The following is a 24,681-nucleotide window of genomic DNA, read 5'->3' on the forward strand; positions in this document are numbered from 1 at the left end:
CATGGAGGATCACCTTGAAGTTCTCTCGTTTCGCCGGCGCCGCCGGCGCCGCGCTCGCGGCCGCCGCGCTGCTCGCCGGGCCGGCCGCCGCGAGCCCGCAGCGGGCCGCGGGCGCCGTCTTCGTCCAGACCGACGACCCGGCCGGCAACACCGTCGTCGCCTACGACCGCACACCTGACGGCAGCCTCAAGCCGGCCGGCAGCTATCGCACCGGCGGCCTCGGCGGCGTGCTCGACGGCTCGGTCGTCGATCACCTCGCCTCGCAGGGCTCGCTGCAACTCGACCGCGAGCACGGCCTGCTCTACGCGGTCAACGCCGGGAGCAACACGATCACGGTCTTCGGCGTCGACGGCGACCGCCTCGTCCGCCGTCAGGTCCTGCCGTCATTCGGCGACTTCCCGGCCAGCATCGCCGTTCACGACAACCTCGTCTACGTGCTCAATGCTCGCAGGGGCGGTTCGGTCCAGGGCTACGTACGGATCGCCGGGTTCCTCGTGCCGATCCCCGCGTGGCACCGGGCGCTCGGCCTCGATCCGGCCGCGACGCCGGAGTTCACCCACACGCCCGGCCAGGTCGCGTTCACGCCCGACGGCAACCGCCTGCTCGTGACCACCAAGGCGAGCACCAACGCCGTCCAGGTCTTCGACGTCGACCGCCTCGGCGGCCTGGCGTTCAAGCCGACCACGACCACGCTGGCCGGAGCGGTGCCGTTCGCGGTCGCCTTCGACCCGCGCGGGAACCTCGCGATCGCCGAGGCCGGCCCGAACGCGGTCGCGACATTCGGCATCGACCGCCGTGGCACGCTGCAGCCGATTGCTCAGGCGGCCACCGGCCAGGCGGCGACCTGCTGGATCGTCGACGTCGGCGGCCGGCTGTACCTGTCCAACGCCGGCAGCGGCACGATCTCGGCCTTTGACGGCGCCCTGCGGCCGGTCGGCGTGACGTCTACCGGCGCCGGCACCGTCGATGCTGCCGGCTCTTCCGACGGGCGCTTCCTCTACGTGCAGACCGGCGCCGCCGGTGGCGTCGACGCCTTCCGTGTCGGCTCTGACGGCTCGCTCACGCCCGCCGGCTCGGTCGCCGTTCCGGGCGCCGCGGGCGGGGAGGGCATCGCCGCCTCCTGATCACGCGGGCGCGGGACGCTCGTCGCCGACGACGTCGCGTTCGTCGGCGGCGGCGTTCTGGCGCCGCGAGAGCGCGATGAACGGGAGCGCGAGCAGCGAGATCCCGGCGCTGATCAGATACGTGGGCGGATAGCCCCAGACGTCGGCGGCGCGGCCCAGGGCCGGCTGCGTCCAGACGCCGCCGCTGGAGCTCATCAGCGAGTCGAACGAGAGGATCGTGGCACGCTGGCGCGAGGGGATCAGGCCGTTCATGTACGCCTGGCGGATCGGCATCGTCGCCGCGAACAGCAGCGCCCACACGACCGCGAAGCCGATCGCGGCCCAGAAGGACTCGAAGGTGCCGAGGCCGATCAGGGCCAGCGAGCTGAGCGCCGCGGTGAGCAGCAGCGCCGACGTGCGCCGCTTGAAGCGGGCGCGGATGTAGGGCGCGCAGAGGCCGCCGAGGATCTGGGCGCCGGCGACGATCGCCGCCGAGAGCCCGGCGATCACGTACGCGTGCGGGTCGCCGTAGAGATCGAGCAGGTAGGGCTGCAGCGCGTAGAAGCCGTAGATCCCGATGCCGCCGGTGACCAGCGCCTCCATCATCAGCCACTTCACCGCGGGCACGCGCCAGCCGTACTCGACCGACGCGGACGCGATCTTGCGCATCTCGCCGAGCGGGCGCCCGCCCTTCTCGGCCTTGAAGCCGATGTCGAACATCAGCCGGAAGGCGACGACGAACATCACCGCGAGGACCGCCGCGCGCAGGACGAACGGCGCGCCGAGGCTCACCTCCTGGGCGATGACGCCTCCGGCGAGCGAGCCGGTGAGCATCGCGCCGCCGCCGACCATCTGCCCGCGCCCGAAGACGTCCTCGAGCTCACCGTCGAAGCCGGTCGCGTGCAGCGCGTCGACGAGCCACGCCTCGACCGCGCCCGAGAAGAAGGTGAACCCGAGGCCCAGCGCCAACGACGCCAGCGCCCACGCCCAGAACGGCGCGGTGATCTCCCACAGCAGCACGTACGCCAGCGTCGCGACGGTCAGCGTCACGGTTCCGAGCAGGTAGGACGCGCGCCGTCCGACGGTGTCGGCGACGATCCCCGTCGGCACCTCGAAGAGCACCATGCCCGCGGTGAAGAACGCGTTGGCCGCGAACGCCTCGAGGTTCGAGAGTCCCGCGTCGAGCAGGAAGATCGTGTTGATCCCCCAGATGAACGACGCCGCCAGCGTGTTCCCGAGCGTCAGAAGCAGGTAGACGCGTTGGACGGAACGCGGGGTGGGCATCACCATGGTTATGGGGACTCGCGGCGGCGGCGTGTCTCATCGGTAGGCGTCCGCGACCGTGCACTCGTAACGGTCGCCGATCACCTCCACCCGCACCGCCGCGCCGAAGCGCGCGGCGAAGTACTCGGCGGCGTCGCCGCGCGGCGTCACGACCCTGACGACCACCACGTCCGCGGCGTCGTCGGCGTAGTGGGAGCTGACGTAGAAGCCGGCATCACCGAACGCATCGAGGAAACCTCGTCCCGCCTCGAGCTCGGCCTCGATCGCGTCGTCGACCGTCCGCAGCTGGGCGATCGGATAGGTGGCCTGCTCGACGGACACCGCCTCCGGATGTTTCGTGAGCTTGCGCAAGGCCGCCAAGTGGGCGTCGAGATCGCGGGTGAAGCGGAAGACGACCCGCGGAGGGTCCGGGTAGACGGCGAGCGGCTGCGAGCCCGCGAAGTCGTCGGCGTGCTTGCGGAGGTAGGCGTCCAGGCGCTCGTCGTCGACCAGGTCTGAGAGCCGTTTCGCCCAGCGCTCCTCGGCCTGGCTGGTGAGCCGGCCACGGTCGAGCTGGCGCTGGACATACGCCGGGTCGGTGGGGAGCCCGCGCATGCGCCGCGCCTCGATCGCCCGCTCCAGGCGCGAGGGCGCGGGCTTCGCCGGGCACGCCGGGTCGCCGGGGCCCGCCCCGCGCTGCCGGAGCCGCAGGCCGTTGGCGGCGTCGATCACCGGCCGGTCCCCGAGCGGTGCCGTGAGCGCGCCCGCGAGGGACAGGATCGTCGCGTCGTCGTTCCGCGGCCCGTTGTAGATCCGCTCGACGGCGCCCACCTCGACGTGGTCGGCGAACTCGGTGACCTCGATCCTGATCGGCTTCGCCCCGCCGCCGCTGTTCCAGCGCACCGTCAGCGCCAGGCCGTCGGGGGCGATCTCATAGCTGGAGGCGGCGGCGCACGAGAGGCTGTATTCGTCTCCGATGTACACGGTCAGCTTGAACGCGCCGGCGCCATAGCGCTTGCGGAAGTAGGTCCGCGCGTCGGTGCGCCGCGTGACCACGTCGAGCTCGACGTAGCCCGCGAAGGCGACCGAGGAGGAAACGAGGTGGAAGCCCGCCTTCGCGAGCGCCTTGCGTTCGCCGTAGACACGATCGTTGAGCCGCTCGAGCTCGCGCAGGCTGTAGCGCGCTCGCGCGCCGCGCACGTGCTGCGGATCGCGCGCGAGCCGCTTGATCGCGGCGACGTTGCGCGTCACGTCCTTCGTGAACCGCACCTCGAGATACGGGTCGCGCGGCCAGGCGTCGCGGACGTTCACGCCGCCGTCGACGTCCCGGTGCTCGCGCAGGTAGCGCTCGGCCTTGGCGCCGAGCTCGAGCTCGTCGCGCAGCTTGAGGTACCGGTTCTCGCGCGGCGTGACCGGGATGTAGCCGACATCGTACTCCCACACACCGCGCGCGACCAGCTCGCGCACGTACGGGATGTCATACCGGAACCCGAACTGCGCCCGCTGGCGTGCGAAGTCCTGCAGCCGCGCCACTTCCTGCTCGGCCTGCGTGGCCGGCGGCGGGGGTGCCAGCTGCCCATGGCACACCCGCTCCTGCGCGCCCGCGGGCGCGGCGAGGATCAGGAAGACGCCAACGGTGAGGACGCTGCGCAGCATGCCCCCACCGTATGCCCACTTTCTGACCGTTTAGGCGTGTCGCGCGGAGAGCTCCCAGCCACGCGGGCCGGTGAGTTGCTGCGCTTCGTCCGGGCCCCAGCTGCCCTGGGCGTAGGGTTTCGGCGCCGGCGGGTGGGCGAGCAGCGGCGCCGCCACTTCCCAGACACGCTCGACGCCGTCGGCGCGCGTGAAGAGCGTCTGGTCGCCGACCAGCGCGTCGTGGAAGAGGCGCTCGTAGGGTGCGAGGAGCTTGTCGCGGTCGGCGGCGCGGACGCCGAAGTCGAGCTCTGACTCCTCGACGGTCAGGTGCGGGCCGGGCTGCTTGCCGAGGAACTCGAGTGCGATGCCGGGCGGGTCGTGCAGTTCGAAGCGCAGCGCGTTGCGGGCGTCGTGGACCTCCGGGGCGTGCTCGAAGAGCTGCATCGGCGGCTCCTTGAAGACGACGGTCACGGTTTCGCGCGACACCGCCATCCCCTTGCCGGTGCGCAGGAAGATCGGCACGCCGGCCCAGCGCCACGAGTCGATCTCCACGCGTGCCGCGACGAACGTCTCGACGCTCGAATCGGGCGCGACGCCCGGCTCGTCGCGGTAGCCGTCGTACTGGCCGTAGACGACGTCGGCGGGGTCGATCGGCTGCAGCGAAGCGAAGACGTCGCCCGTGCGGTCGCGCAGCGGCTCGGGGGCGAGCGAGACCGGCGGCTCCATCGCGACGAACCCGAGCACCTGGAGCAGGTGGGTCGTGACCATGTCCTTCAGGCAGCCGGTCTGCTCGTAGAACCCGGCGCGCCCGACGATCGTCAGTTGCTCCGGCACGTCGATCTGGATCGAGTCGACGTGGTCGCGGTTGAAGACCGGCTCGATGAACGCGTTGGCAAACCGCAGCGCGAGGATGTTCTGCAGCCCTTCCTTGCCGAGGAAGTGGTCGATCCGGAAGATCTGGCCCTCGTCGAGCACCTCGTGCAGCCCGGCGTTGAGCGCGCGGGCGGACTCGAGATCGGTGCCGAACGGCTTCTCCAGGATCACGCGCGTGCGGTCCTTGTCGGCCAGGCCCGCGTCCTGGATCGTCCGCACGACCGAGGCGGCCGCCGACGGCGGGACCGCGAGGTGAAAGAGCCGCCGCGGAGCGCCGCCGAGCGCGTGCTCCGCCTGCTCGAAGGCCGTCTTGTAGTCACTCGCGTCCTGCGCACGGGCGAACGAGATGATCGCCGCGAAGCGCTCCCACGCCTCGTCCTCGACCGCGATCCGCGCGTGCTCGTCGAGCGAGTGGCGCACGACCTCCTTGAAGCCGTCGTCGTCGAGATCGTCGAGCGCCAGCCCGACGATCCGGCACTGCTCGGGCAGCAGGCCGGCGACCATGAGGTGAAAGCAGCCGGGGATCACCATCCGCCGGGCGAGGTCGCCGGTCCCGCCGACCAACCCGATCACGGTCGCTTCAGGCGTTTGCATCCCGTGACTGTCGCACGGCCGGATGAGTCGCGGCATGGCAGACTCGCCCCTCGACACCTGACGGCGACAAGGAGGCGGGATGACCGGCAAGGCCGACTTCACCGAGGAGGAATGGACGCGGCTCAAGCGCGCGCCCTTCATCGCGGGCATGGCGATCTCCCTCTCCGATCCCGGCGGCCCGATCGAGCTCGTCAAGGAGACCGCGGCCGCCTTGCGGGTCGTCACCGAGACGAGCGAGCGCGGCGAGCTGGTCGCTGCGGTCGGGGCGGAGGCCACCGCGGACGCCAAGGCGCACAAGCGCCCGTTCGGTGACTTCAAGCCCAAGGGCGCGCTCGCGGGTCAGGAGATCCTGGAGGAGCTCGGAGCGGTCAACGCCATCGTGACCGCCAAGTCGAGCGAGGAGGACGCCGCCGCCTACCGCACCTGGCTCTGGGATGCGGCTCGCGAGGCGGCGAACGCGGCGAAGGAAGGCGGCTTCTTCGGCTTCCACGCCGTCCGCGTGAGCGAGGGCGAGCAGCGCATGCTCGACAAGCTCGAAGAGGTCCTGGGCTCGACGGGCTAGGTGCTTGAAAGTCAACTGCGCCGGGTGGGGGAGGGGTCTCGTCCCAGCCGCCGTGGTCGACCGTGCGCGTTTGAGGCTTCGCGCGCGGGTGTCGATCAGGTTCGAACTGGTCGAGTTGGCGCGTTGGGGGGTGATGAACAAATGAGTCCTCACAGGACTCATTTGTTCATCACCCCCTCGCGCATGACTTCGTTGCTCGCCGAAACCGATCACCGGAAGCCCCGGCGCGGATCGGGGTGTCAGCACCACGCCCGTAACTGTCGGTATCCCGGCACGGCGATTCGAGCCAACAGAGCCGAGCCGCGAGGCGGACTCACGGCAGTCAGCAACGAAGGGCGCGCCACTTCCCCCTCCCCACCCGGCGCAGTTGACTTTCGTCCCTCGCTAGACCGGGCCTTCGCCGAACGGCTCGAGGCCCGGGTCGTCGGCGACGGCGCCGACGGCCACCCGCAGCCAGGAGTCCACGCGCGGCTGGACACGTTCGAGCGATTCGAGCTCCTGCGCCAGCTGCAGCGCGCGGTCCGCGGACTTGTCGCCGAGCCCGCGGGCGACGTCGTCGTCGACGGCGCGCAGCGCGCGCTCGAGGCTCACCCGCAGCGCGCTGATGCGGGCGTCGATGCGCCGTGCGGTCGCGGCGTAGCCCATGACGCGCTTGCGGTGGCGCGGTTCGATCTTCTCTGGGATCGACGCGAGCAGGCGCTCGATCTGGGAAGCGTTCACGAGCGGCGGGCCTTCCGGAAATCGCGATTGAGCATCGCGATGAAATCTATGCTGATCTCCTTCGGGCAGGCGGCGGAGCATTCGCGATGGTTGGTGCAGGAGCCGAAGTGCTCCTCCATCTGCTCGACCATCGCGAGCGTGCGCTTCGCGCGCTCGGGCTGGCCCTGGGGGAGCGTGTTGAGATGGGCGAGCTTGGCCGCGGTGAAGAGCTGGCCGGCGCCGTTGGGGCACGCGGCGACGCAGGCGCCGCAGCCGATGCAGGTCGCCGCGTCCATCGCGCGGTCGGCGTCCTCCTTCGGGACCGCGATCAGGTTCGCGTCCGGCGCGGAGCCCGTGGGCGCGGTGATGAACCCACCCGCCTCGATGATGCGATCGAACGCGGACCGGTCGACCACCAGGTCCTTGACGATCGGGAAGCCGGCGGAGCGGAACGGCTCGACCACGACCGTGTCCCCGTCGTTGAAGCGCCGCAGGTGCAGCTGGCAGGTCGCCGTGCCCTTCTGCGGCCCGTGCGCCTGGCCGTCGATCATCAGCCCGCACGCGCCGCAGATCCCTTCGCGGCAGTCGGACTCGAAGGCCACCGGCTCGCGCCCGCCGGCGGTCAGCCCCTCATTCAGGAGATCGAGCAGCTCCGGGAAGGACATCTCCTCGGTGGCATCGTCGATCTGGTAGGTCTCGAAGTCACCCGGGGCGTCGGGCCCGGTCTGGCGCCACACGCGCAGCGTCAGCTTCATGCGTAGCTCCGCTGGCTCGGCCGCACGTGCTGGAACGTGAGGTTCTCCTTGTGCAGGATCGGCTCGCCGCCCGTGTACTCCCACGCGGCCACGTAGGCGAAGTGGTCGTCGTCGCGCAGCGCCTCGCCGTCGGGCGTCTGGTGCTCCTCGCGGAAGTGCCCGCCGCAGGACTCCTCGCGGTGCAGCGCGTCGCGGCACATCAGCTGCGCGACCTCGAAGAAGTCGTCGACGCGGCCCGCCTTCTCCAAGGATTGATTCAAAGACTCATCGTCGCCGAGCACCTTCACACCCGCCTTGAAGCGCTCGTGCAGCGCCGCGATCTCCGCCATCGCGTGCTCGAGGCTGGGGCCGTTGCGCGCCATGCCACACGCGTCCCACAACGTCTTGCCGAGCTCGCGATGGAACCAGTCCACCGTGTGCTCGCCCTCGCTGTTCAAATAGTGATGCACCCGCTCGCTGACCTGCGCCTCGGCGGCCGCGAACGCCTCATGGCCGGTATCGAGCGGCTCCTGCCCGAGCATCGGCGCGAGGTAGTCCCCGATGGTCACCGGCAAGACGAAGTAGCCGTCGGCGAGCCCCTGCATCAATGCGCTGGCCCCGAGCCGGTTGGCGCCGTGGTCGGAGAAGTTCGCCTCGCCGATCGCGTACAGGCCGGGGACCGTCGTCATCAGGTCGTAGTCGACCCACAGGCCGCCCATCGTGTAGTGCGGCGCGGGGTAGATGCGCATCGGCACCTGGTACGGGTCCTCGCCCGTGATGCGCTCGTACATCTGGAAGAGGTTCCCGTAGCGGGCGCGGATGACGTCCATGCCGAGCCGGTTGATCGCGTCCGCGAAGTCGAGATAGACGCCGTTGCGGCGCGCGCCGACGCCGCGGTCCTCGTCGATCATGGCCTTGGCCGCGCGCGATGCCACATCGCGCGGGACGAGGTTGCCGAACGCCGGGTAACGCCGCTCGAGGAAGTAGTCGCGCTCGTCCTCGGGGATCTTGTTCGGCGCGCGGTCGTCACCCACGGCGATCGGCACCCAGATGCGCCCGTCGTTGCGCAGCGACTCGCTCATCAGCGTGAGCTTGGACTGCGTGTCATCCGACTGCGGGATGCAGGTCGGGTGGATCTGCGTGAAGCACGGGTTGGCGAACGCGGCGCCGCGCTTGTGGGCGCGCCAGATCGCGGTCGCGTTGGACGCTTTCGCGTTGGTCGACAGGAAGAACGCGTTGGAGTACCCGCCGGTGGCGAGCACGACCGCGTGCGCCGAGTGCGACTGCACGGCACCGGTGAGCAGGTCGCGCGTCACGATCCCGCGCGCGACGCCGTCCTCGACCACGACGTCGAGCATCTCCGTGCGCGTGTGCAGCTTGACCTTGCCGGTGGCGACCTGGCGCATCATCGCCTGGTAGGCGCCGAGCAGCAGCTGCTGGCCCGTCTGCCCGCGCGCGTAGAACGTCCGCGAGACCTGCGCGCCGCCGAACGAGCGGTTGTCGAGCAGCCCGCCGTACTCGCGCGCGAAGGGCACGCCCTGCGCCGTCGCCTGGTCGATGATCTCGTTCGACACCTGCGCGAGCCGGTACACGTTGGCCTCGCGCGAGCGGAAGTCGCCGCCCTTGATCGTGTCGTAGAAGAGCCGGAAGATCGAGTCGCCGTCGTTGCGGTAGTCCTTCGCCGCGTTGATCCCGCCCTGGGCGGCGATCGAATGCGCCCGCCGCGGCGTGTCGTGGAACGTGAAGACCTCGACCTCGTAGCCGAGCTCGGCCAAGGTCGCGGCGGCCGACGCGCCCGCCAGGCCGGTGCCGACGACGATGATCTTGAAGCGCCGCTTGTTGGACGCGTTGACCAGCCGGACGGTGAAGCGATGGTTGTCCCACGCGCGCTGGATCGACCCCGGAGGGATCATCGACTCGAGTGCCACGGGGCTCAATTGACCACTCCGAACAGGACGGCGAGCGGGAAGGACACGTTGCCGAGGACGATCACCCCGGCGAAGACGGTCGCGAACTGGCGCCGCCAGGGCCGCGTCCAGCCCATGCTCTGGAACAGGCTCCACGCGCCGTGGTAGAGGTGCACGCCCAGCGCGAGGTTCGCGACGATGTAGACGATCGCCACCGGCACGCGCTCGAAGCTCGTGATGACGTTGTGGTACGGGTCGCCGCTGACGAAATCGGGGTTCGCCGGCCCCCACGTCAGGTCGAGCAGATGGAAGATGACGAAGAGGATCACGATGATCCCCGTCCAGCGCATCGTCCGGCTCGCGAAGTCCGCGGCGACGTAGTCGCGCTTGGAGCGATACGCCTCCGGCCGCGCCCGCCGGTTGATCATCGTCAGCTGGTAGGCGGTGACGATGTGCGCGGTGACCGCACCGAGCAGCGTGATCCGCACCGCCCACAGCAGCACCTGACGCGGTAGGGCCGGCTCGCCCACCTCGCGCAGCCAGTGGCTGTAGTTGTCCAGCGCGGTCGCCCCGAAGTAGATCTTCAGGTTCCCGACCATGTGGGCGAGGATGAACGCCATCAGCACCATCCCGCTGATGGCCATCACGTACTTCTTACCGACCGCCGTTGAGTAGAGCGACGGCCGCGTTCCGAGCGCGGCGCTCATGTGCCAGCGATCCTAGCCCGCAGGGTGTGGACTAACCGGTTACGCCGTGCCGGGATAATCGGCGGGTGGACCTCGGTGTGCATCTCCCGCTGCTGGCGTTCGCCGGCGAGCCGTTGTCCGCGGAGCGCGTCGGCGACGTCGCGGAGACCGCGCGGGAGTGCGGGTTCGCCGCCCTCGCGGCCAACGACCATCTCGTCTTCCAGCGCCCGTGGCTGGACGGGCCGACGGCGCTCGCGAGCGTGATCGAGCGCTCGGGTTCCATGACCCTGGCGACGACCGCCTCGCTCGCCGTCGTCCGCGGTCCGGTCGCCGTGGCCAAGGCGCTCGCCGCCACCGACCTGCTCTCCGGCGGCCGGTTGATCGCGGCCATCGGGGCGGGCTCGTCGCGGCACGACTACGAAGCGGTGGGAATCCCGTTCGAGGAGCGCTGGGCGCGCTACGACGAGGCGCTGAAGGCGCTGCGCGCCCTCCTGGAGGGCACCGGCATCCCGCTGTGGGTGGCGAGCTGGGGCTCGAAGGCCGGCCTCCGGCGCGTGGCCGCGGCGGGCGACGGCTGGCTGGCGTCGGCGTACAACACGACGCCGGAGCGCTTCGCCGCCGGGTTGACGCAGCTCGGGGACGTCCCCAACGCGCTGGCCACGATGTGGACGTGGGTCACGGACGACCGCGCGAGCGCCGAGCGGATGCTGCGCGACGTCCTGGCGCCGATGCTGGGCCGGGAGCCGGAGGTGCTGCGCGCGACGACCTGCATCGGCTCACCCGAGCACTGCGCCGAGCTGCTCTCGCGCTACGCGCAAGCCGGGTGCCGGCGCGTCTACCTGTGGCCGCTCGGCGATGAACGACGGCAGGTGGAGCGGATCGCCGCCGCCTACCCGCCCAGCCCGGATCCACCGATCATCCACGATTGATCGGTGGATCCGGGCTGAGCGCCTGAGCCGCCCGCGACAGGCTCTCGAGCATCGCGGTCACCGCCGGCCCGCGGTAGCCGTCGCGGGGACGCGCGGCGCAGATCTGCCGCACGGGCGCATTCGTGGCGAGCGCGCGCACCTCGACCCCCGGAAGCGGATGCGTGACCGCGAGCCCGGGGATCACCGCGACGCCGAGCCCGGCGGCGACGAGCGCCTGCACGGCCGCGTAGTCGTCGGACGTGAACGCGACCTCGGGCGTGAAGCCGGCGGCACGGCAGTGATGGCTCGCGATCCGGTACCACGCGCTGTCGGGCGCACCGCCGATCCACGGTTCGGTGGCGAGCTGCGCCAGCTCGAGCGGGCGCGTGCGGCGCGTCAGCCGGTGGCGCGCGGGCAGCACGACGCGGAACTCGTCCTCCAGCAGCACGTCGCAGTCGAAGTCGCCCGCCGTGGTGAGCGTCTCGTGGCGGTAGATCAGCGCGAGGTCGAGCTCCCCGCGCGCGAGCCGCGGGAGCAGCCGCTGCAGGTGGTCGTCGACGACGGTCAGCGTGACGTCCGGGTGGCGTCGCCGGAAGTGTGCGAAGGCGGGCGGGGCGAGCGTGACCAGCGCCGTCGGGAAGCTGCCGAACCGCAGCCGCCCGCGCCGGCGGCCCGCGATCTCGCCCAGCTCCTGCTCAGCGGCGTCGAGCCGCGCGAAGATCCCGGTCGCGTGGCGGGTGAGCGCGTGACCTGCCTCGGTCAGCTCGACCGGGCGCGTCCCGCGCTCGACCAGCGCCTGGCCGACCTCGCGCTCGAGCGCCGCGACGTGCTGGCTCACCGCCGACTGGGTGAGCGACAGCGCCTCCGCCGCCGCCGAGAACGAGCCGCGGGCGGCGACCTCCGACAGCACTCGCATCCGGCGCACGTCGAGCATCAGTGCGACTTATAGACCTGCGCGATTCGCAATTGCAACTAATCGCGAGGAGATCCAGGCTCGGCCCATGACTGCCACCCAGCAACTCGACCCCGCCAAGCTCGAGCAGTTCGTCTTCCGCGCCGTCGACGAAGTCGGCGCGACGCTGAACGCCGCGCTCGTCGTGATGGGCGACCGGCTCGGGCTCTACCGCGCGCTCGCCGCGGCCGGGCCGCTCACGCCGGAGGAGCTCGCCGCGCGCACCGGCACCCACGAGCGCTACGTGCGCGAGTGGCTGAGCGCCCAGGCCGCCGGCGGGTACGTCGACTACGACGGCGGGCGCTTCACGCTCCCGCCCGAGCAGGCCGTCGCGCTCACCGACGAATCCAGCCCCGCGTTCCTTCCGGGGTTCTTCGAGATCGCGATCGGCTCGGTGCTCGACTCGCCGCGGATCACCGAGGCCGTGCGCAGCGGCGCGGGCGTGGGCTGGGGCGAGCACAACCACCACGTCCACGACGGCTGCGAGCGCTTCTTCCGGCCCGGCTACAACGCCAACCTGATCGACGCGTGGCTGCCGGCGCTCGATGGCGTCGTCGAACGGCTCCAGCGCGGGGCGCGCGTCGCCGACGTCGGCTGCGGCCACGGCGCGTCGACGATCCTGATGGGCGCCGCCTACCCGAACTCGGCGTTCGCCGGTTCGGACTATCACGCCGGATCGATCGAGATCGCGAGCCGCCGAGCGCTGGAGGCCGGCCTGCAGGACCGCGTGCGCTTCGAGGTCGCACCGGCCAATGGCTACGCCGGGGAGCAATACGACCTCGTGACGATGTTCGACTGCCTGCACGACATGGGCGACCCGGTCGGAGCGGCCGAGCACGTCCTCGAGACGCTCGCGCCCGGCGGGGTCTGGATGATCGTCGAGCCTGCCGCCGGCGATCGCGTCGAGGACAACCTCAACCCGGTCGGCCGTGCCTACTACGGGTTCTCGACACTGCTGTGCACGCCGGCGTCGCTCTCGCAGGAGGTCGGTCTGGCGCTGGGCGCGCAGGCCGGCCCCGCCAGGATCGAGGAGGTCGTGCGGGCGGCCGGCTTCGAGCACTTCCGCCAAGCGGCCGCGACGCCGTTGAACCTGGTGTTCGAAGCCCGACCGTAGGGAGGTATAGCTTTGTCCGCGCAATGAGCGCCCTCGAACACCTTCCGGCCGAGAGCGCGCCTCGCGGCGTCGAGCTCAACGGCATCAATGTCATCGCCGAGGACGAGCGCCAGGGCACGCCCCGTGACCTGTTCTGGCCGTGGTTCGCCTCCAACATCTCCGTGCTCGGTGTCAGCTACGGCGCGTTCATCCTCGGCTTCGGGCTGTCGTTCTGGCAGGCCGTGGCCGCCGCCGTGGTCGGGATCGTCGTCTCCTTCTCGCTCTGCGGTGTCATCGCGCTGGCGGGCAAGCGCGGCTCCGCGCCGACGATGGTGCTCTCGCGCGCGGCGTTCGGCGTGCGCGGCAACCGGCTTCCGTCGGCGCTCTCGTGGCTGCTGACCGTCGGCTGGGAGACCGTGCTCGTCGTGCTCGCGACGCTGGCGACCGCGACCGTCTTCACCCGCCTCGGCTGGGGCGGGGGAGACGGGACCAAGATCGTCGCGCTGTTGGTCGTCTCAGCGATCACCGTCGCCGCGGGCGTCCTGGGGTTCGAGACCGTGATGCGCGTCCAGGCGGTGATCACCGTCGTCGCGGGCGTGCTGACCGTCGTCTACATGATCCTGGTGGCGGACGACATCCACTGGAGCGCCGTCTCGGCGCATCCGGCGGGGTCGACGCAGCAGCTGGTCGGCGGCCTGGTCTTCGTGATGACCGGCTTCGGCCTCGGGTGGGTGAACGCCGCCGCGGACTACTCGCGCTATCTGCCGAGAACCGTCTCGAGCCGCGGCGTCTTCGGCTGGACGACGTTCGGCGGGGCGATCGGCCCCGTGATCCTCGTCATCTTCGGGCTGCTGCTGGCGGGCTCCTCGACCAAGCTCTCGGACGCCATCGGCCTGGACCCGATCGGCGCCCTGACCACGCTCCTGCCGACCTGGTTCCTGGTCCCGTTCGCGATCACCGCGGTGCTCGGCCTGATCGGCGGCGCGGTCCTGGACATCTATTCCTCCGGTCTCGCGCTGCTCTCGGCCGGCCTGCCGATCCCGCGCTACCTGGCCGCCGGCGTGGACGGCGTGATCATGGTCGCCGGGACGATCTACGTCGTCTTCTTCACGGACAACTTCCTCGCCCAGTTCCAGGGCTTCCTGATCACGCTCGGCGTGCCGATCGCGGCCTGGTGCGGCGTGATGCTCGCGGACGTCGCGTTGCGCCGCGAGGACTACGTGGAGGCGGACCTGTTCGACCCGCGTGGGCGCTACGGCGACGTGCGCTGGCTCCCGCTGGCGCTCGTCGCGGGCGGGACGGCCGTCGGCTGGGGCATGGTCACCAACACGTTCGCGAGCTGGCTGACGTGGCAGGGCTACCTACTCGGCCCGCTCGGCCTCGGCGGCAAGGAGGGCGCGTGGGCGGCGGCAGGGCTCGGCGTCCTGGCCGCGCTGCTGATCGGCCTGGTCGGCCAAGCGCTGCGCTCAGTTAGTAAGCCAGAGGCTTACTAACCCATCACTGCTCGAGTCGCTGGAGGCCGGCGGAGGCGAGCTCGCCCTCCTCGACCTCCAGCTCGTGCTCCTCGGGCGTCTCGGGCGGTGCGCTCAGAGTGCGGCCCGGGACGATGTAGGCGACCGCGCCGGCGACGAGGCAGAGGCCCGCGCCGACCGCGAACGTCTTCGAGTAGGCGTCCGCGGTGGGCACCGCGGCGCCGCCGTCGAAGGCGCGCAGCAGCGTCACCGCGAGGCCGCTGCCGATCGAGAACCCGACGTAGCGGGTCACCTGATAGAAGCTCATCGCGCTGCTCGTCTCGTCCTTGGGGACCGACGCGACGATCAGGCCCGGCATCGCCGCGAAGGTCAGGCCGAGGCCGAGCCCGACGATCCCCATCGTGACGAACGCCTGCCACAGCGCGGTCCCGGTGAGGGCGAAGAAGAGCATCGCCAGCGCGATCGCGGCCGACCCGGCGGGGATGACGCCGCGCGGCCCCATCCGCTGGCGAGCGCGGGGCACGAGGCGGCTCGCGAACGTGGACACGATCGACAGCGGCAACAGCGTCAGGCCCGCCACGAAGACCGTCTCGCCCATGCCTGCCGGGAGCTGCACGACCTGGGTGACGAGTGAGATGCCGAGGTACATCGCGATGCCCAGCACGAGCCCGGTGACGTTCGCGGTCAGGACCGCGCGTTGCTTGAGGAGGCGCAGCTCGACCAGCGGCGCGTCGACGCGGAGCTCGTTGCGGGTCCACAAGGCGAGGAGCACGACGGCGAGCGCGAGCAGCGCGATGGTCTTGCCCGCCGCCCAGCCCCAGTCCGGCGCCTTCTCGAGCGCGAGCAGGAGCGAGAGGATGCCGCCGCCGATCAGCGCCGCGCCGAGCAGGTCGAGCGAGCTGTGCTCGCCGCGTGCGGCCGGAGCCGGCACGAACAGCACCGCCAGCACGAGCGCCGTGGCGCTCGCCAGCGTGCCGAACCAGAACGCCGCCGAGGCGTCGAGGTACTCGGCGATGAAGCCCGTGATCGGGTAGCCGAGACCGACCCCGGCCGCGCCCACGACCGAGAGGATCGCGATCGTCTGCGTCGCCTTCTCGCGCGGCAGGTGGTCGCGGGCGGACGCCATCGTCAGTGGCATCAGCGCGAGCCCGAGGCCCTGCATCGCGCGACCGGCGACGAGCATGCCCAGCGAGTGGGCGAGCGCCGCGAGGGCGCCGCCGGCGGTGACGACCGCGAGCGCGCTGACGAGCACCGTCCGGCGGTGCGGACCGTCGCCGAGGCGGCCGAGCAGCGGGGACGCGACGGCGCCGACGAGCAGCGTCGCGGTCAGTGACCACTGCGTCGCGCTCAGGCTCGCGTGCAGGTTGCGCGCGATCGTCGGGATCAGCGGCGCGCCGAGCGAGCTGATCACCGACACGACGAGCCCGATGCCGATCAGCGCGGGCACGTAGGCGCGGGCAGCTTTGGGTGTCGCCTCGACGGTGGAAGTCATGAAGTGGGGAGGAGGGCCGAGCGGAATGCCCGTTCCGCGGTAGACGTTACCATGGCCCGGAACGTGCATTCCGCGCTCACGACACCTGACTGGTCGACACTTCCCGCCGACGCCAAGCGCGAGCGCCTCCTCGAGGCCGCGGAGCGCGTCTACGCGGAGTTCGGGCTCGACGCGCCGATGCCGGCCGTCGCCCGCGCCGCCGGTGCGGGCGTCGGCAGCCTGTACCGCCAGTTCCCCTCCAAGGACGAGCTCGTCGCCGCGCTCGCCGAGCGGCGCATGCTGCGGATCAGCGCCCGGCTCGACGCCGCGCTGGCGCAGGAGGAGGCGTGGCCGGCGATTCGCGAGGTGCTCGACTACATCCTCGGCGACCGCGCGGCCGACGACATCTCGGCCCACGCGTTCGCGATCGCCGCGGCCGACGCCCCGGTCCGCGAGGCGCGCCGGCGCGTGCGCTCGCAGCTCGACCAGCTCGTCGCGCGCGCCCGCGAGCAGGGCGCGCTGCGCGCCGATGCCACACGCCTGGACCTCACACTGGTCATCACCTCCGCCCGCGCGACCCGCCACCTCGGCGAGGCCGCGTGGCGGCGCATGGTCGAGCTCGCGCTCGACGGCCTGCAGCGCTGAGCGCCCCGTATTAGGGTTGGCTGGTGGACGCAACGCGATGGCAGCGCGTAGGGCTGTTCATCAGCAGCACGTTCGACGACATGCACGCCGAGCGCGACTACCTCGTCAAGCGCGTGCTGCCCGAACTGCAGGAGTGGTGCGAGGAGCGGCGGCTGCGGCTGGTGGACATCGACCTGCGGTGGGGCGTCGTCGAGCCCGACATGACGGGGATCGTGCGCAAGTGCCTGGCGGCGATCGACGCGTCGCAGCCGTTGTTCCTGTGCCTGCTGGGCCAGCGGCGCGGCACGATCGTCGAGCGCGGCGCGACGGTCACCGAGCTCGAGCTCGCCCACGCGCTCGCGGGTCCCTGCCACGTGCTGGCGTACCTGCGCGACCCATCGCCGCGCCTGCCCGCGCTGTACACGACCGCGTTCGACCCGGAGGCGGCACACGAGCGGACGCGAGCGTGGGCGCGCGCCGAGGCCGAGGTTACGCGGCGCTACTCCGCCGTCTGGGACCCTGACGCGACGACGCCCGAGCTCCGCCTTCCGGGCGCCTCGGAGGAGAGCAACGCGGAGCGCTGTCGCGGTCGCCTGACGCAGTTCGCGTGCGACGCGAGGCCGCTTGCCGAACCGCTGCTCGAGGACCTGCGGGCCGCGATCCTCGCCGACCACCCGGACCGGGCCTCCGGATTCTCGCCCGGGCGGCTGGAACGCGAGCTGGGCCAGCAGGAGCAGGTGCTCGCGGCGGCCGCCGAGGCGACGGTCGTGCGCGAGGCGACGTTCGCGGCGCTCGATGCCTACGCGGACGGCGCTGACGACACGCTGTTCGCGCTGACCGGCCCCAGTGGCATCGGCAAGACGACGGCCCTCGCGGGGTGGGTGCGGCGCAGGCGGGCGGCGGGTGAGCTGGTGCGCTGCCGGTCGGTCGGGGCCAGCGACGGCTCCACCGCCGTCGAGACCGTGCTGCAGTCGCTGCTGGAGGAGGTCGGCGCGACGCCGCAGGAGCCGCTGCGCGACACGTGGCTCGACGCGCTCGCGGGGGAGACCGTGGTGCTCGACGGCCTCGATCAGCTCGATGCCGGACTCGACGATCTCGACTGGCTGCCCTGGACGCTGCCGGAAGGCGTCCGGTTGATCGTGAGCTTCGCCGGCCCGGGCGCGCTGGGCGAGCGCATGGTCGCCGGCGGCGACGTGATCGTGCACGAGGTCGCCCCGTTCGAGGACCCCGCCACGCGCCGGCGCCTCGTCGTCGACTACCTCGCGGGCTACCTGAAGGAGCTCGCTCCCGAGCTCGTGGAGGAGCTGATCGCGTTTCCGGCGGCGAGCAATCCGCTCTACCTCAAGGTCGTGCTGTCCGAGTTGCGGGTGTTCGGGCCCCACGCGTCGCTGAAGGAGGAGCTCGACGCGCGCTTCGGCGAGGACGCCGTGTCCGCCTTCGACGCCGTCCTGGCGCGGATCGAGCGCGATGCCGGCGGCGAGGCCGCCCCGGACGTCTTCGGCCTGCTGGCGTGTGCCCGCGCCGGCCTCTCGGCGCCGGAGATCGCCGGAGCGCTCGGCGACCCCGCCCTGGCGGACGAGGTGCACGGGCTGCTGCGACAGGTGCGCGCGTTCACCGCGCGGCGCGCCGGGCGCTACGACTTCCTGCACGCGAGCTTCGCCGACGCCGCTCGGGCGCGCTACGTCACGCCCGAGCGCCAAGCGGCCCTGGCCGCCTACTTCGACGCGCTCCCGCTCTGGTCCGGCGGCGTCCCGAACGCGCGCAAGGTCGCCGAGCTGCCGTTTCATCTGGGTGCGGCGGGGCAAACGGCCCGCGCCGCGGAGGTCCTCTCCGACCTGCGGTTCATCGAGGCGAAGTGCGCCGCGGGCATGACGTCGGCGCTGCTCGCGGACTACGCGGCGGTGGAGGCGGCGCCGTTCGCGGCGTTCGTGCGCCAGGAGAGCCACGCGCTGTCGCGGTACGCGACGACGCGCGGGTTCACGCTCCAGCACGCCTACAACTGGCGCCGCGCAGGTCCGGTCCGGGAGGCGGCGGAGCGCGCCCTGGGCGACGGTGAGCCGCCGCTGTGGCTGCGCCGGCTCGATCCACCCGCGGACGGCGGGCCGGAGCTCGCGACGCTCGAGGGGCACGACGGCGGTGTCACCGACGTCGCGTTCGCCGGCTCGGACCTCCTGAGCGCGGGCCTCGACGGGACCGTGATCGCGTGGAACACGGCGACCTGGCGCAGGCGCGAGCGGGTGGTGCGCGTCGACAGCGGCATCAACTCGTGTGCGGCGTACGGAGATCTGGTGGCGGTCGGATGCGAGGACGGGTCCGTGCGGGTCCACGACCGCGCGCGCAACGCGACCGTGATGTGCGAGGGCGTGTTCGAGCACTCCGCGCGGCGCTGCCGCTTCCTCCCGGACGGCCGGCTGCTGTCCGTCGGCCGGTTCGGCCTGCGGATCCACGACCCGCGCAGCGGCGAGTTGCTGCACACCTTTCATGGCGATGAGACCATCCAGGACTGCGACCCGGAGGTCGGCGGGCTGATCGCCTTGGCGTGCTCGGACGCTGACGTCAACCTCTACGACCCGGTCGCCGGAGAGCTCGTCGCGAGCCTTGGTCTCCCGCGCGGCGAAGGCCAGGCGTGGGGCTGTCGCCGCTCGCCCGACGGGTCGCTGCTGCTGGCCGGCGGCGGCAAGTTCCAGTACTCCGACGACGTCGGGCCGTTCGGCGAGTGCGTCGTGTGGGACACGCGGACGCACGAGGTCGTGCACAAGCATCGCTTCCGCGTGATGGTGTCGGCCGTCGCCTTCTCGCCGGACGGCGCGAGCTACGTGGTGGGCCTGCTGGACGGCTCGCTCGAGCTCTTCGACACCCGGACGGGCGACCGTCTGGCGTCGGTGGACGCCCACGCGAAGACGGTCCGCTCGCTGCAGCTGTCGCCCACGGGCGAGGTGCTGGCGAGCGCCTCGCTGGACGGGCGCGTGCGCGCGTGGGACGCGGCGGCGCTGGCCCGCGCGACCGAGGCGGCGCCGGGGAACGGGCTGTTCTGCGCGATCGCGTCGGACGGGCGAACCGCGAGCGTGTGGAGCGGAACGCCGAACGGGTTCGACTACGCGTTCCGGCAGCGCGACTACGACCTCGTCACCGCGACGAAGGTGCGCGACGAGCCGCTGTACCTGGACGGCGAGGCGTCGCACATCGCGATGTTCCGGCTTGACCCGATGACGCTGCTGACCGGCGTGCGCATCTCGGCGGACGCCGCCGGGCCGCCGCACGCGACCGCGCCCGTGGCCGGTGCCGGCGACTATTGGCTGCTCGCATCGAGCGCGCGGATGTTCCCGTTCGACCTCTCGCTCGCCCCGGCGCTCCCGGAAGCGCTCCGCTCGCGCCAGAACGTCCGCTGGGCACGCGCGCGCGACGGGCGCTACGCGCTGCTCGAGCAGCCGGGCGCGCTGGTGGTCGGAGCGCACACCGTCTTGCTCCCGGGCGACGCGATGCCGCCGCATCTGCCGCAGGTCGCCTTCGACGGCGAGCGCGTGCTCTGCATCTCGGGCAACGCGCTCTGCGCGGTCTCCGGCGGCGTGTGCACGGTCCTGCACGAGGGCGCCGGGCCGCTCGCGGCGTTCTGCGCGAGCGGCGATCGCGTGGCGGTGGCGGGCGAGGACGGCGTGCACGTGCTCGGCGAGGGACGAATCCACGCCGCGCCGTCGCTCGACTGCGCCTTCGCCGATGACGTCGTCGTGTCACTCGGAACGGACGGGGTGCTGCGCGTCGGCGACGCGGTCTTCGTGGGGGCGACGGCGTTGACCGCGTTCGCGGTCGCAGGCCGCACGCTCGTCGCGACCGACACCGGCGGCACCGTCTACCTGCTGGCGCTCAGCACGCCGTAAGATCGCGCCATGCAGCTGGCCAGGGCGCAGGCGATCGTCGAGCACGTGGTCACGAACGCCTCCGGCCCCGTGTCGGTGTTCGTCGCCGACACCCACGGCGAGCTGGTCGCCGCGGCGACGATGGACGGCGCAGCGCCGGACACGCGGATCAACGCGCAGCGCAAGGCCTACACGGCCGCCCGCAGCGACGCGACCTCGACGCGCGAGCTTCGCGAGAAGGCGCTCGCCGACCCCGCCGAACGCGCGAGCTTCGACCCCTTCTTCAGCTTCTTCCTCGGTGGCATCGCCGTCTTCGAGGACGGCCGGCGGATCGGCGCGGTCGGCGTCAGCGGGTTGCCCGGCGAGGTCGACGAGCAGCTGGCGCTCGAGGCGATCGAGCGCACGGAGGGGTGAATACGGCAGTGCCGCCGTGGCAATACGGCAATCCTGCTGATGGCACGGCAACGCGGCATCCGTAGCGTCCTCGGGGTCCAACCTTCCTCCCCGAAAGGACTCCCGAAATGCCGACCTATCTGATCGAACGCGAGATCCCCGGCGCGTCGCAACTGACCGACGACGAGCTCCGCGGCATCACCGCCACGTCCAACGAGGTCGTGTCGTGCCTGGAGCGTCCGTACGAGTGGCGTCACAGCTACGTCGCGGGCGACAAGATCTACTGCGTGCACGACGCCGAGAACGCCGAGGACGTGCTCGAGCACGCCCGCCGCGGCGGCTTCCCGGCGAACCTGGTGGCCGAGGTCTCGGCCGTCTTCGACAGCACCGGGCCGCGCTCGCTCCCCGTCTGAGCAACCCGTAGACTCAGCTCGTGCTCATCGGCCGCGAGCGCGAGTTCGAGCGGCTCCGCGCGGTGCTCGCCGACGCGGCCGGCGGGCGTGGCGGCGTGCTGTTGCTCTCCGGCGAGGCCGGCGTCGGCAAGACGCGGCTGGCCGAGGAGGCACTCGGCGCCGGCGCGCCGCGTCTCGTACGCGGCGCGGCCACGCCCGCCGGGTCGCCGTACGGCCCGGTCGTGGGTGCGTTCCGCGAGTACCTGCGGGCCGTGCCGGGCGGGCTGGACGACTGCGGGCCCTTGCGCAGCCACCTCGCCGTGCTGCTCCCCGAGCTGGGCGAGGCGCGCGCGAGCGCCGATCGCGCCACGCTCGTAGAGGCGATCCGCTGCGGGCTCGCCCGGCTCGTCGCGGATCGCCCCGCGGCCGTCCTCCTCGATGACCTCCAGTGGTCCGACGAGGCGACGATCGAGCTGCTCGCGGCGCTCGCGACCGCGCTGCGCGAGCTGCCGCTGCTGGTCGTCGGGGCCTACCGGTCCGACGAGCTCACGCGGTCGCATCCGCTCCGCCGGCTGCGGCACGATCTGCGGCGCGACCGCGCGCTCGCGGAGGTCGAGCTGGAGCCGCTGAACGAAGCGCAGACCGGACAGCTGATCGCCCAGCTCGCGGGAACGCCGCCGAGCCCGCGCTTGACGCGGCTGCTGCACGACCGCACCGGCGGCACGCCGTTCTTCGTCGAAGAGCTCACCGCGGCGCTGCTGCACGCGGATCGCCTCACGGCGGGCGCCGGCGGGTTGGAGCTCTCGCTCGATGACGACGTCCCACTGCCCGCGACCGTGCGCGACGCCGTGCTCGTGCGCGTCGCGCCGCTCAGCGACGCCGCCCGCGCCGCCGCCGAGACCGCGGCGGTCGCGGGCGCCCGGCTCGATCTCGGGATCGTCGCCGGGCTCGCCGGCGAGGCGGGCGTGGGCGAGTTGCTGGCGTGCGGGTTGCTGGTCGAGCGCGACGGCGGCACCGCGGCGTTCCGTCACCCGCTCGTGCGCGACGCGATCTACGAGGACGTGCCGTGGCTGCGCCGCCGTGCGCTGCACCGCGCGATCGCGCAAGAGCTGCAGGCGACCGGCGGCGACTCCGGCGAGGTCGCCGGCCACTGGCTGGCCGCGCGCGATCCGGGGCGGGCGCTCGCCGCGCTGCGCCAGGCGATCGCCGACCGCGCGGCGGTCCACGCCTACCGCGATGCCACGCGGCTCGGTCGCCAGGCGTTCGAGATCTGGCCGGAGGGCGAGCAGGGGGCCGAGCGGCTCGCGGCCCTGGAGCAGCACGCCCACTGCGCCGAGCTGGCCGGCGATCTCACCGAGGCGGCGCGCGCCCAGCGCGAGGTCGTCGCCGCGCGCAGGGCGGCCGGCGCGGGCCGGGCGCTCGCCGACGCCGAGCGGCGGATGGCATCGATCTACGACCTGCAGGGCGACCGTGAGCGCGCGCTGGCCGCGCGCCGTGTCGCGGCGGAGGCGTTCGCGGCCAACGCGCTGCCCGGCGAGGCCGCGGCCGAGCGGCTCGTCGTCGCGGGCTACCTGCAATCGGCCGGACAGCACGACGAGGCGACCGCGACGGCGCGCGCCGCACGCGAGGAGGCGCTGCGCGCCGAGCGGCTGGACCTGCAGGCGCGGGCGATGGGCCTGGAGGGCGTCGCTCAAGCCAAGGGCGGCGCGTTCGCCGAGGGGATCGCGACGATCCAGGAGGGACTCTCGCTCGCGCTCGAGCGGCAGCTGACGCCGGTCGCCGCCGAGGTCTACCAGCGCCTGGGCACCGCGAAGGAGATCGCGGGCGACTACACCGGCGCCCGCGACGCGCTCGGCACCGCGCTCGGGCTGTGCGAGGTGTCCGGCGACGGCCTCCAGCACACCTGCCTGAGCTGCATGGCGTACGTCCTGCGCGAGCTCGGCGAGTGGGATCAGGCACAGGCGCTCTGCGAAGACCTGATCGCGCCAGGGGCGTTGCCCCAGCAGACGCTGGTCGCGGACGGCGTCCTCGGCGCGATCGAGGTGTGGCGCGGTCACAGCGCACGGGGCGCGGCGCTCCTCACCCGCTGTCTGGAGACGTCGGCGCGGCTGAACGTGGTCTCGATGCAATGCGACAGCGCGGCGGCGCTGGCCTGGCTGGCCGCCCGCGAGGGCGATCCGCGCCAGGCGGAGGAGCACTGCCGGACCGTGCTCGCGCGCTGGGAGCGCAGTCAGGATCACCACTACGCGGTCTGGGGCCTGCGCTGGTCGGCGGGCTGGCTCGCGGGCAACGGTCGCCTCGAGCTGGCCCGGGCCTGCACCGAGGCGCTGTCGTCGATCGTGGCGTCTTCCGCGTATCCGGACGCGATGGCGGCGCTCGCCTGCGCGATCGCCGAGACCGCGCTCGCCGAGGGCGACGCGGATGCCGCGGCCGGGCAGTTCGCCCGCGCCGCCGAGCTGCACGCGGGGCTGAACATCCCCTTCGAGCGCGCTCAGATCCTGGTCCGCTCGGCCGCGGCGCTCGCGGCGACCGGCGACCGCGACGCCGCGCTCGACCAGCTCGTCGAGGCCCACCGGACCGCGAGCGCGCTGGGCGCCCGGTCATTGGCGGCGGAGGCGGCCTCGGCGGTCGCCGCGCTCGGGGTGTCGGTGATCGACCACCTCGGCCGCCGCGCCGCCGCCGACCACGAGTCCGCGGGCCTGTCGCGGCGCGAGGTCGAGGTGGTGCGCCTGGTGGCCCAGGGTCTCACCAACCGCGAGATCGCCGCGCGACTCGTCCTGAGCACGCGCACCGTCGACATGCACGTCCGCAACATCCTCTCCAAGCTGCGCAGCCGCACCCGCACCGAGGCCGCCGCCCGAGCCGCCGACCTCGGCCTGCTCGACACTGTGTCATCATAAGCGGACGATTTCATCCGTTTATTCGCTGAGGAGGACCACTTGTCCCAACTCGCACCCGATGACGGACGCCGGGCGATGGCGTTCGCCGACCCCGACGATCCGTCACTCACGCACCTCGCGGTCGTCGGTGACACCTACACCATCCTGCTGTCCGGCGAGGACACGGACGGGCGCTACGCGCTGATCGACATGCTGATCCCCGCCGGCGGCGGCCCACCGCCGCACCGGCATGCGTTCGAGGAGATGTTCCACGTCCTCGAGGGCGCCGTCGAGGTCACCGTCCGCGATGTCACGAGCACCGCGCGGGCCGGGGAGACGGTGAACATCCCCGCCAATGCCCCGCACGCGTTCCGCAACCCGACCGAGCGGACGATCCGGATGCTGTGCATGGTCTCGCCCGCCGGCCTGGAGCGCTACTTCGCCGAGTTCGGGGACCGCGTGGCAACGCGGACTTCGGCGCCGCCTGAGCTGTCGGAGCGCGAACGCGCGGAGCGCATGCAGCGCGCGGTCGCGTCCGCGGAGCACTACGGCATGGAGATCCTGCTCTGAAGCGACGGCGCGACGCC

20 protein-coding genes are annotated in these 24,681 nt (G+C 72.3%); 11 read left to right on the forward strand and 9 right to left on the reverse strand.

The genetic code is table 11. The features are described from left to right. Positions 1 to 14: 14 nt before the first annotated feature. A complete protein-coding gene (locus OM076_RS21610) occupies positions 15 to 1,124 on the forward strand; it encodes a lactonase family protein (protein ID WP_270042142.1) in 1,110 nt (369 codons plus the stop codon). On the opposite strand, the gene OM076_RS21615 is transcribed toward OM076_RS21610, so the two are convergent. The 3 genes from OM076_RS21615 to zwf are packed head-to-tail and all read right to left on the reverse strand — an operon-like array spanning position 1,125 to position 5,468. Next, positions 1,125 to 2,390, reverse strand: coding sequence for an MFS transporter (locus tag OM076_RS21615; RefSeq protein ID WP_372518068.1), 1,266 nt, complete (start codon positions 2,388 to 2,390; stop codon positions 1,125 to 1,127). A gap of 33 nt (positions 2,391 to 2,423) precedes the next feature. Then, positions 2,424 to 4,022, reverse strand: a complete 1,599-nt coding sequence (locus OM076_RS21620) for a hypothetical protein (RefSeq protein WP_270042144.1) — start codon at positions 4,020 to 4,022, stop codon at positions 2,424 to 2,426. A 30-nt stretch (positions 4,023 to 4,052) separates the two neighbouring features. Then, a complete protein-coding gene (gene zwf, locus OM076_RS21625) occupies positions 4,053 to 5,468 on the reverse strand; it encodes a glucose-6-phosphate dehydrogenase (RefSeq protein ID WP_270042145.1) in 1,416 nt (471 codons plus the stop codon). Positions 5,469 to 5,547: 79 nt separating this feature from the next. On the opposite strand from zwf, the gene OM076_RS21630 reads away from it, so the two are divergent. Next, complete coding sequence (locus tag OM076_RS21630; RefSeq protein ID WP_270042146.1) at positions 5,548 to 6,030, forward strand: hypothetical protein; 483 nt, start codon at positions 5,548 to 5,550, stop codon at positions 6,028 to 6,030. A 384-nt stretch (positions 6,031 to 6,414) separates the two neighbouring features. On the opposite strand, the gene OM076_RS21635 is transcribed toward OM076_RS21630, so the two are convergent. The 4 genes from OM076_RS21635 to OM076_RS21650 are packed head-to-tail and all read right to left on the reverse strand — an operon-like array spanning position 6,415 to position 10,077. Beyond that, positions 6,415 to 6,750, reverse strand: coding sequence for a hypothetical protein (locus OM076_RS21635; RefSeq protein ID WP_270042147.1), 336 nt, complete (start codon positions 6,748 to 6,750; stop codon positions 6,415 to 6,417). Further along, positions 6,747 to 7,484, reverse strand: coding sequence for a succinate dehydrogenase/fumarate reductase iron-sulfur subunit (locus OM076_RS21640; RefSeq protein ID WP_270042148.1), 738 nt, complete (start codon positions 7,482 to 7,484; stop codon positions 6,747 to 6,749). The genes OM076_RS21635 and OM076_RS21640 overlap by 4 nt, the downstream gene beginning before the upstream one ends. After that, positions 7,481 to 9,376, reverse strand: a complete 1,896-nt coding sequence (locus OM076_RS21645; RefSeq protein ID WP_372518069.1) for a fumarate reductase/succinate dehydrogenase flavoprotein subunit — start codon at positions 9,374 to 9,376, stop codon at positions 7,481 to 7,483. The genes OM076_RS21640 and OM076_RS21645 overlap by 4 nt, the downstream gene beginning before the upstream one ends. 20 nt (positions 9,377 to 9,396) lie before the next feature. Continuing rightward, the gene (locus tag OM076_RS21650) at positions 9,397 to 10,077 is read right to left on the reverse strand and encodes a succinate dehydrogenase cytochrome b subunit (RefSeq protein WP_270042149.1); all 681 of its coding nucleotides are present in this window, start codon (positions 10,075 to 10,077) and stop codon (positions 9,397 to 9,399) included. A 65-nt stretch (positions 10,078 to 10,142) separates the two neighbouring features. Between OM076_RS21650 and OM076_RS21655 the strand changes: the two genes are divergently transcribed. Beyond that, on the forward strand, positions 10,143 to 10,985 hold the full coding sequence (locus OM076_RS21655; RefSeq protein ID WP_270042150.1) for an LLM class flavin-dependent oxidoreductase: 843 nt from the start codon (positions 10,143 to 10,145) through the stop codon (positions 10,983 to 10,985). On the opposite strand, the gene OM076_RS21660 is transcribed toward OM076_RS21655, so the two are convergent. Further along, entirely contained in the window at positions 10,972 to 11,898 is a 927-nt protein-coding gene (locus tag OM076_RS21660; RefSeq protein WP_270042151.1) for a LysR family transcriptional regulator, read from the reverse strand. The two genes, OM076_RS21655 and OM076_RS21660, sit on opposite strands and share 14 nt — an antisense overlap. 67 nt (positions 11,899 to 11,965) lie before the next feature. Here OM076_RS21660 and OM076_RS21665 point away from each other — a divergent pair, with 67 nt between their 5' ends. Together OM076_RS21665 and OM076_RS21670 are read left to right on the forward strand one after the other, a co-directional pair. After that, positions 11,966 to 13,030 (forward strand): class I SAM-dependent methyltransferase, encoded by a 1,065-nt coding sequence (locus OM076_RS21665; RefSeq protein WP_270042152.1) that lies wholly within the window; start codon positions 11,966 to 11,968, stop codon positions 13,028 to 13,030. Between the two features lie 23 nt (positions 13,031 to 13,053). Then, complete coding sequence (locus OM076_RS21670) at positions 13,054 to 14,502, forward strand: purine-cytosine permease family protein (RefSeq protein ID WP_270042153.1); 1,449 nt, start codon at positions 13,054 to 13,056, stop codon at positions 14,500 to 14,502. 4 nt (positions 14,503 to 14,506) lie between these two features. Here the strand turns inward: OM076_RS21670 and OM076_RS21675 are convergent, their stop codons facing one another. After that, positions 14,507 to 15,973 carry an MFS transporter gene (locus OM076_RS21675; RefSeq protein WP_270042154.1) on the reverse strand — a complete coding sequence of 489 codons (1,467 nt, stop codon included), beginning with the start codon at positions 15,971 to 15,973 and terminating at the stop codon, positions 14,507 to 14,509. A gap of 63 nt (positions 15,974 to 16,036) precedes the next feature. On the opposite strand from OM076_RS21675, the gene OM076_RS21680 reads away from it, so the two are divergent. From OM076_RS21680 to OM076_RS21705, 6 genes are all read left to right on the forward strand, one after another. Further along, on the forward strand, positions 16,037 to 16,597 hold the full coding sequence (locus OM076_RS21680) for a TetR/AcrR family transcriptional regulator (RefSeq protein WP_270042155.1): 561 nt from the start codon (positions 16,037 to 16,039) through the stop codon (positions 16,595 to 16,597). 23 nt (positions 16,598 to 16,620) lie between these two features. Next, complete coding sequence (locus tag OM076_RS21685; protein ID WP_270042156.1) at positions 16,621 to 20,451, forward strand: DUF4062 domain-containing protein; 3,831 nt, start codon at positions 16,621 to 16,623, stop codon at positions 20,449 to 20,451. A gap of 9 nt (positions 20,452 to 20,460) precedes the next feature. Further along, complete coding sequence (locus OM076_RS21690; RefSeq protein ID WP_270042157.1) at positions 20,461 to 20,844, forward strand: GlcG/HbpS family heme-binding protein; 384 nt, start codon at positions 20,461 to 20,463, stop codon at positions 20,842 to 20,844. A gap of 107 nt (positions 20,845 to 20,951) precedes the next feature. Then, positions 20,952 to 21,236, forward strand: coding sequence for a DUF4242 domain-containing protein (locus OM076_RS21695; RefSeq protein ID WP_270042158.1), 285 nt, complete (start codon positions 20,952 to 20,954; stop codon positions 21,234 to 21,236). A 20-nt stretch (positions 21,237 to 21,256) separates the two neighbouring features. Continuing rightward, complete coding sequence (locus tag OM076_RS46235) at positions 21,257 to 24,115, forward strand: AAA family ATPase (RefSeq protein WP_270042159.1); 2,859 nt, start codon at positions 21,257 to 21,259, stop codon at positions 24,113 to 24,115. Positions 24,116 to 24,190: 75 nt separating this feature from the next. Further along, on the forward strand, positions 24,191 to 24,664 hold the full coding sequence (locus OM076_RS21705) for a cupin domain-containing protein (protein WP_372518070.1): 474 nt from the start codon (positions 24,191 to 24,193) through the stop codon (positions 24,662 to 24,664). Positions 24,665 to 24,681: the final 17 nt, after the last annotated feature.

Source organism: Solirubrobacter ginsenosidimutans (genome assembly GCF_027587205.1).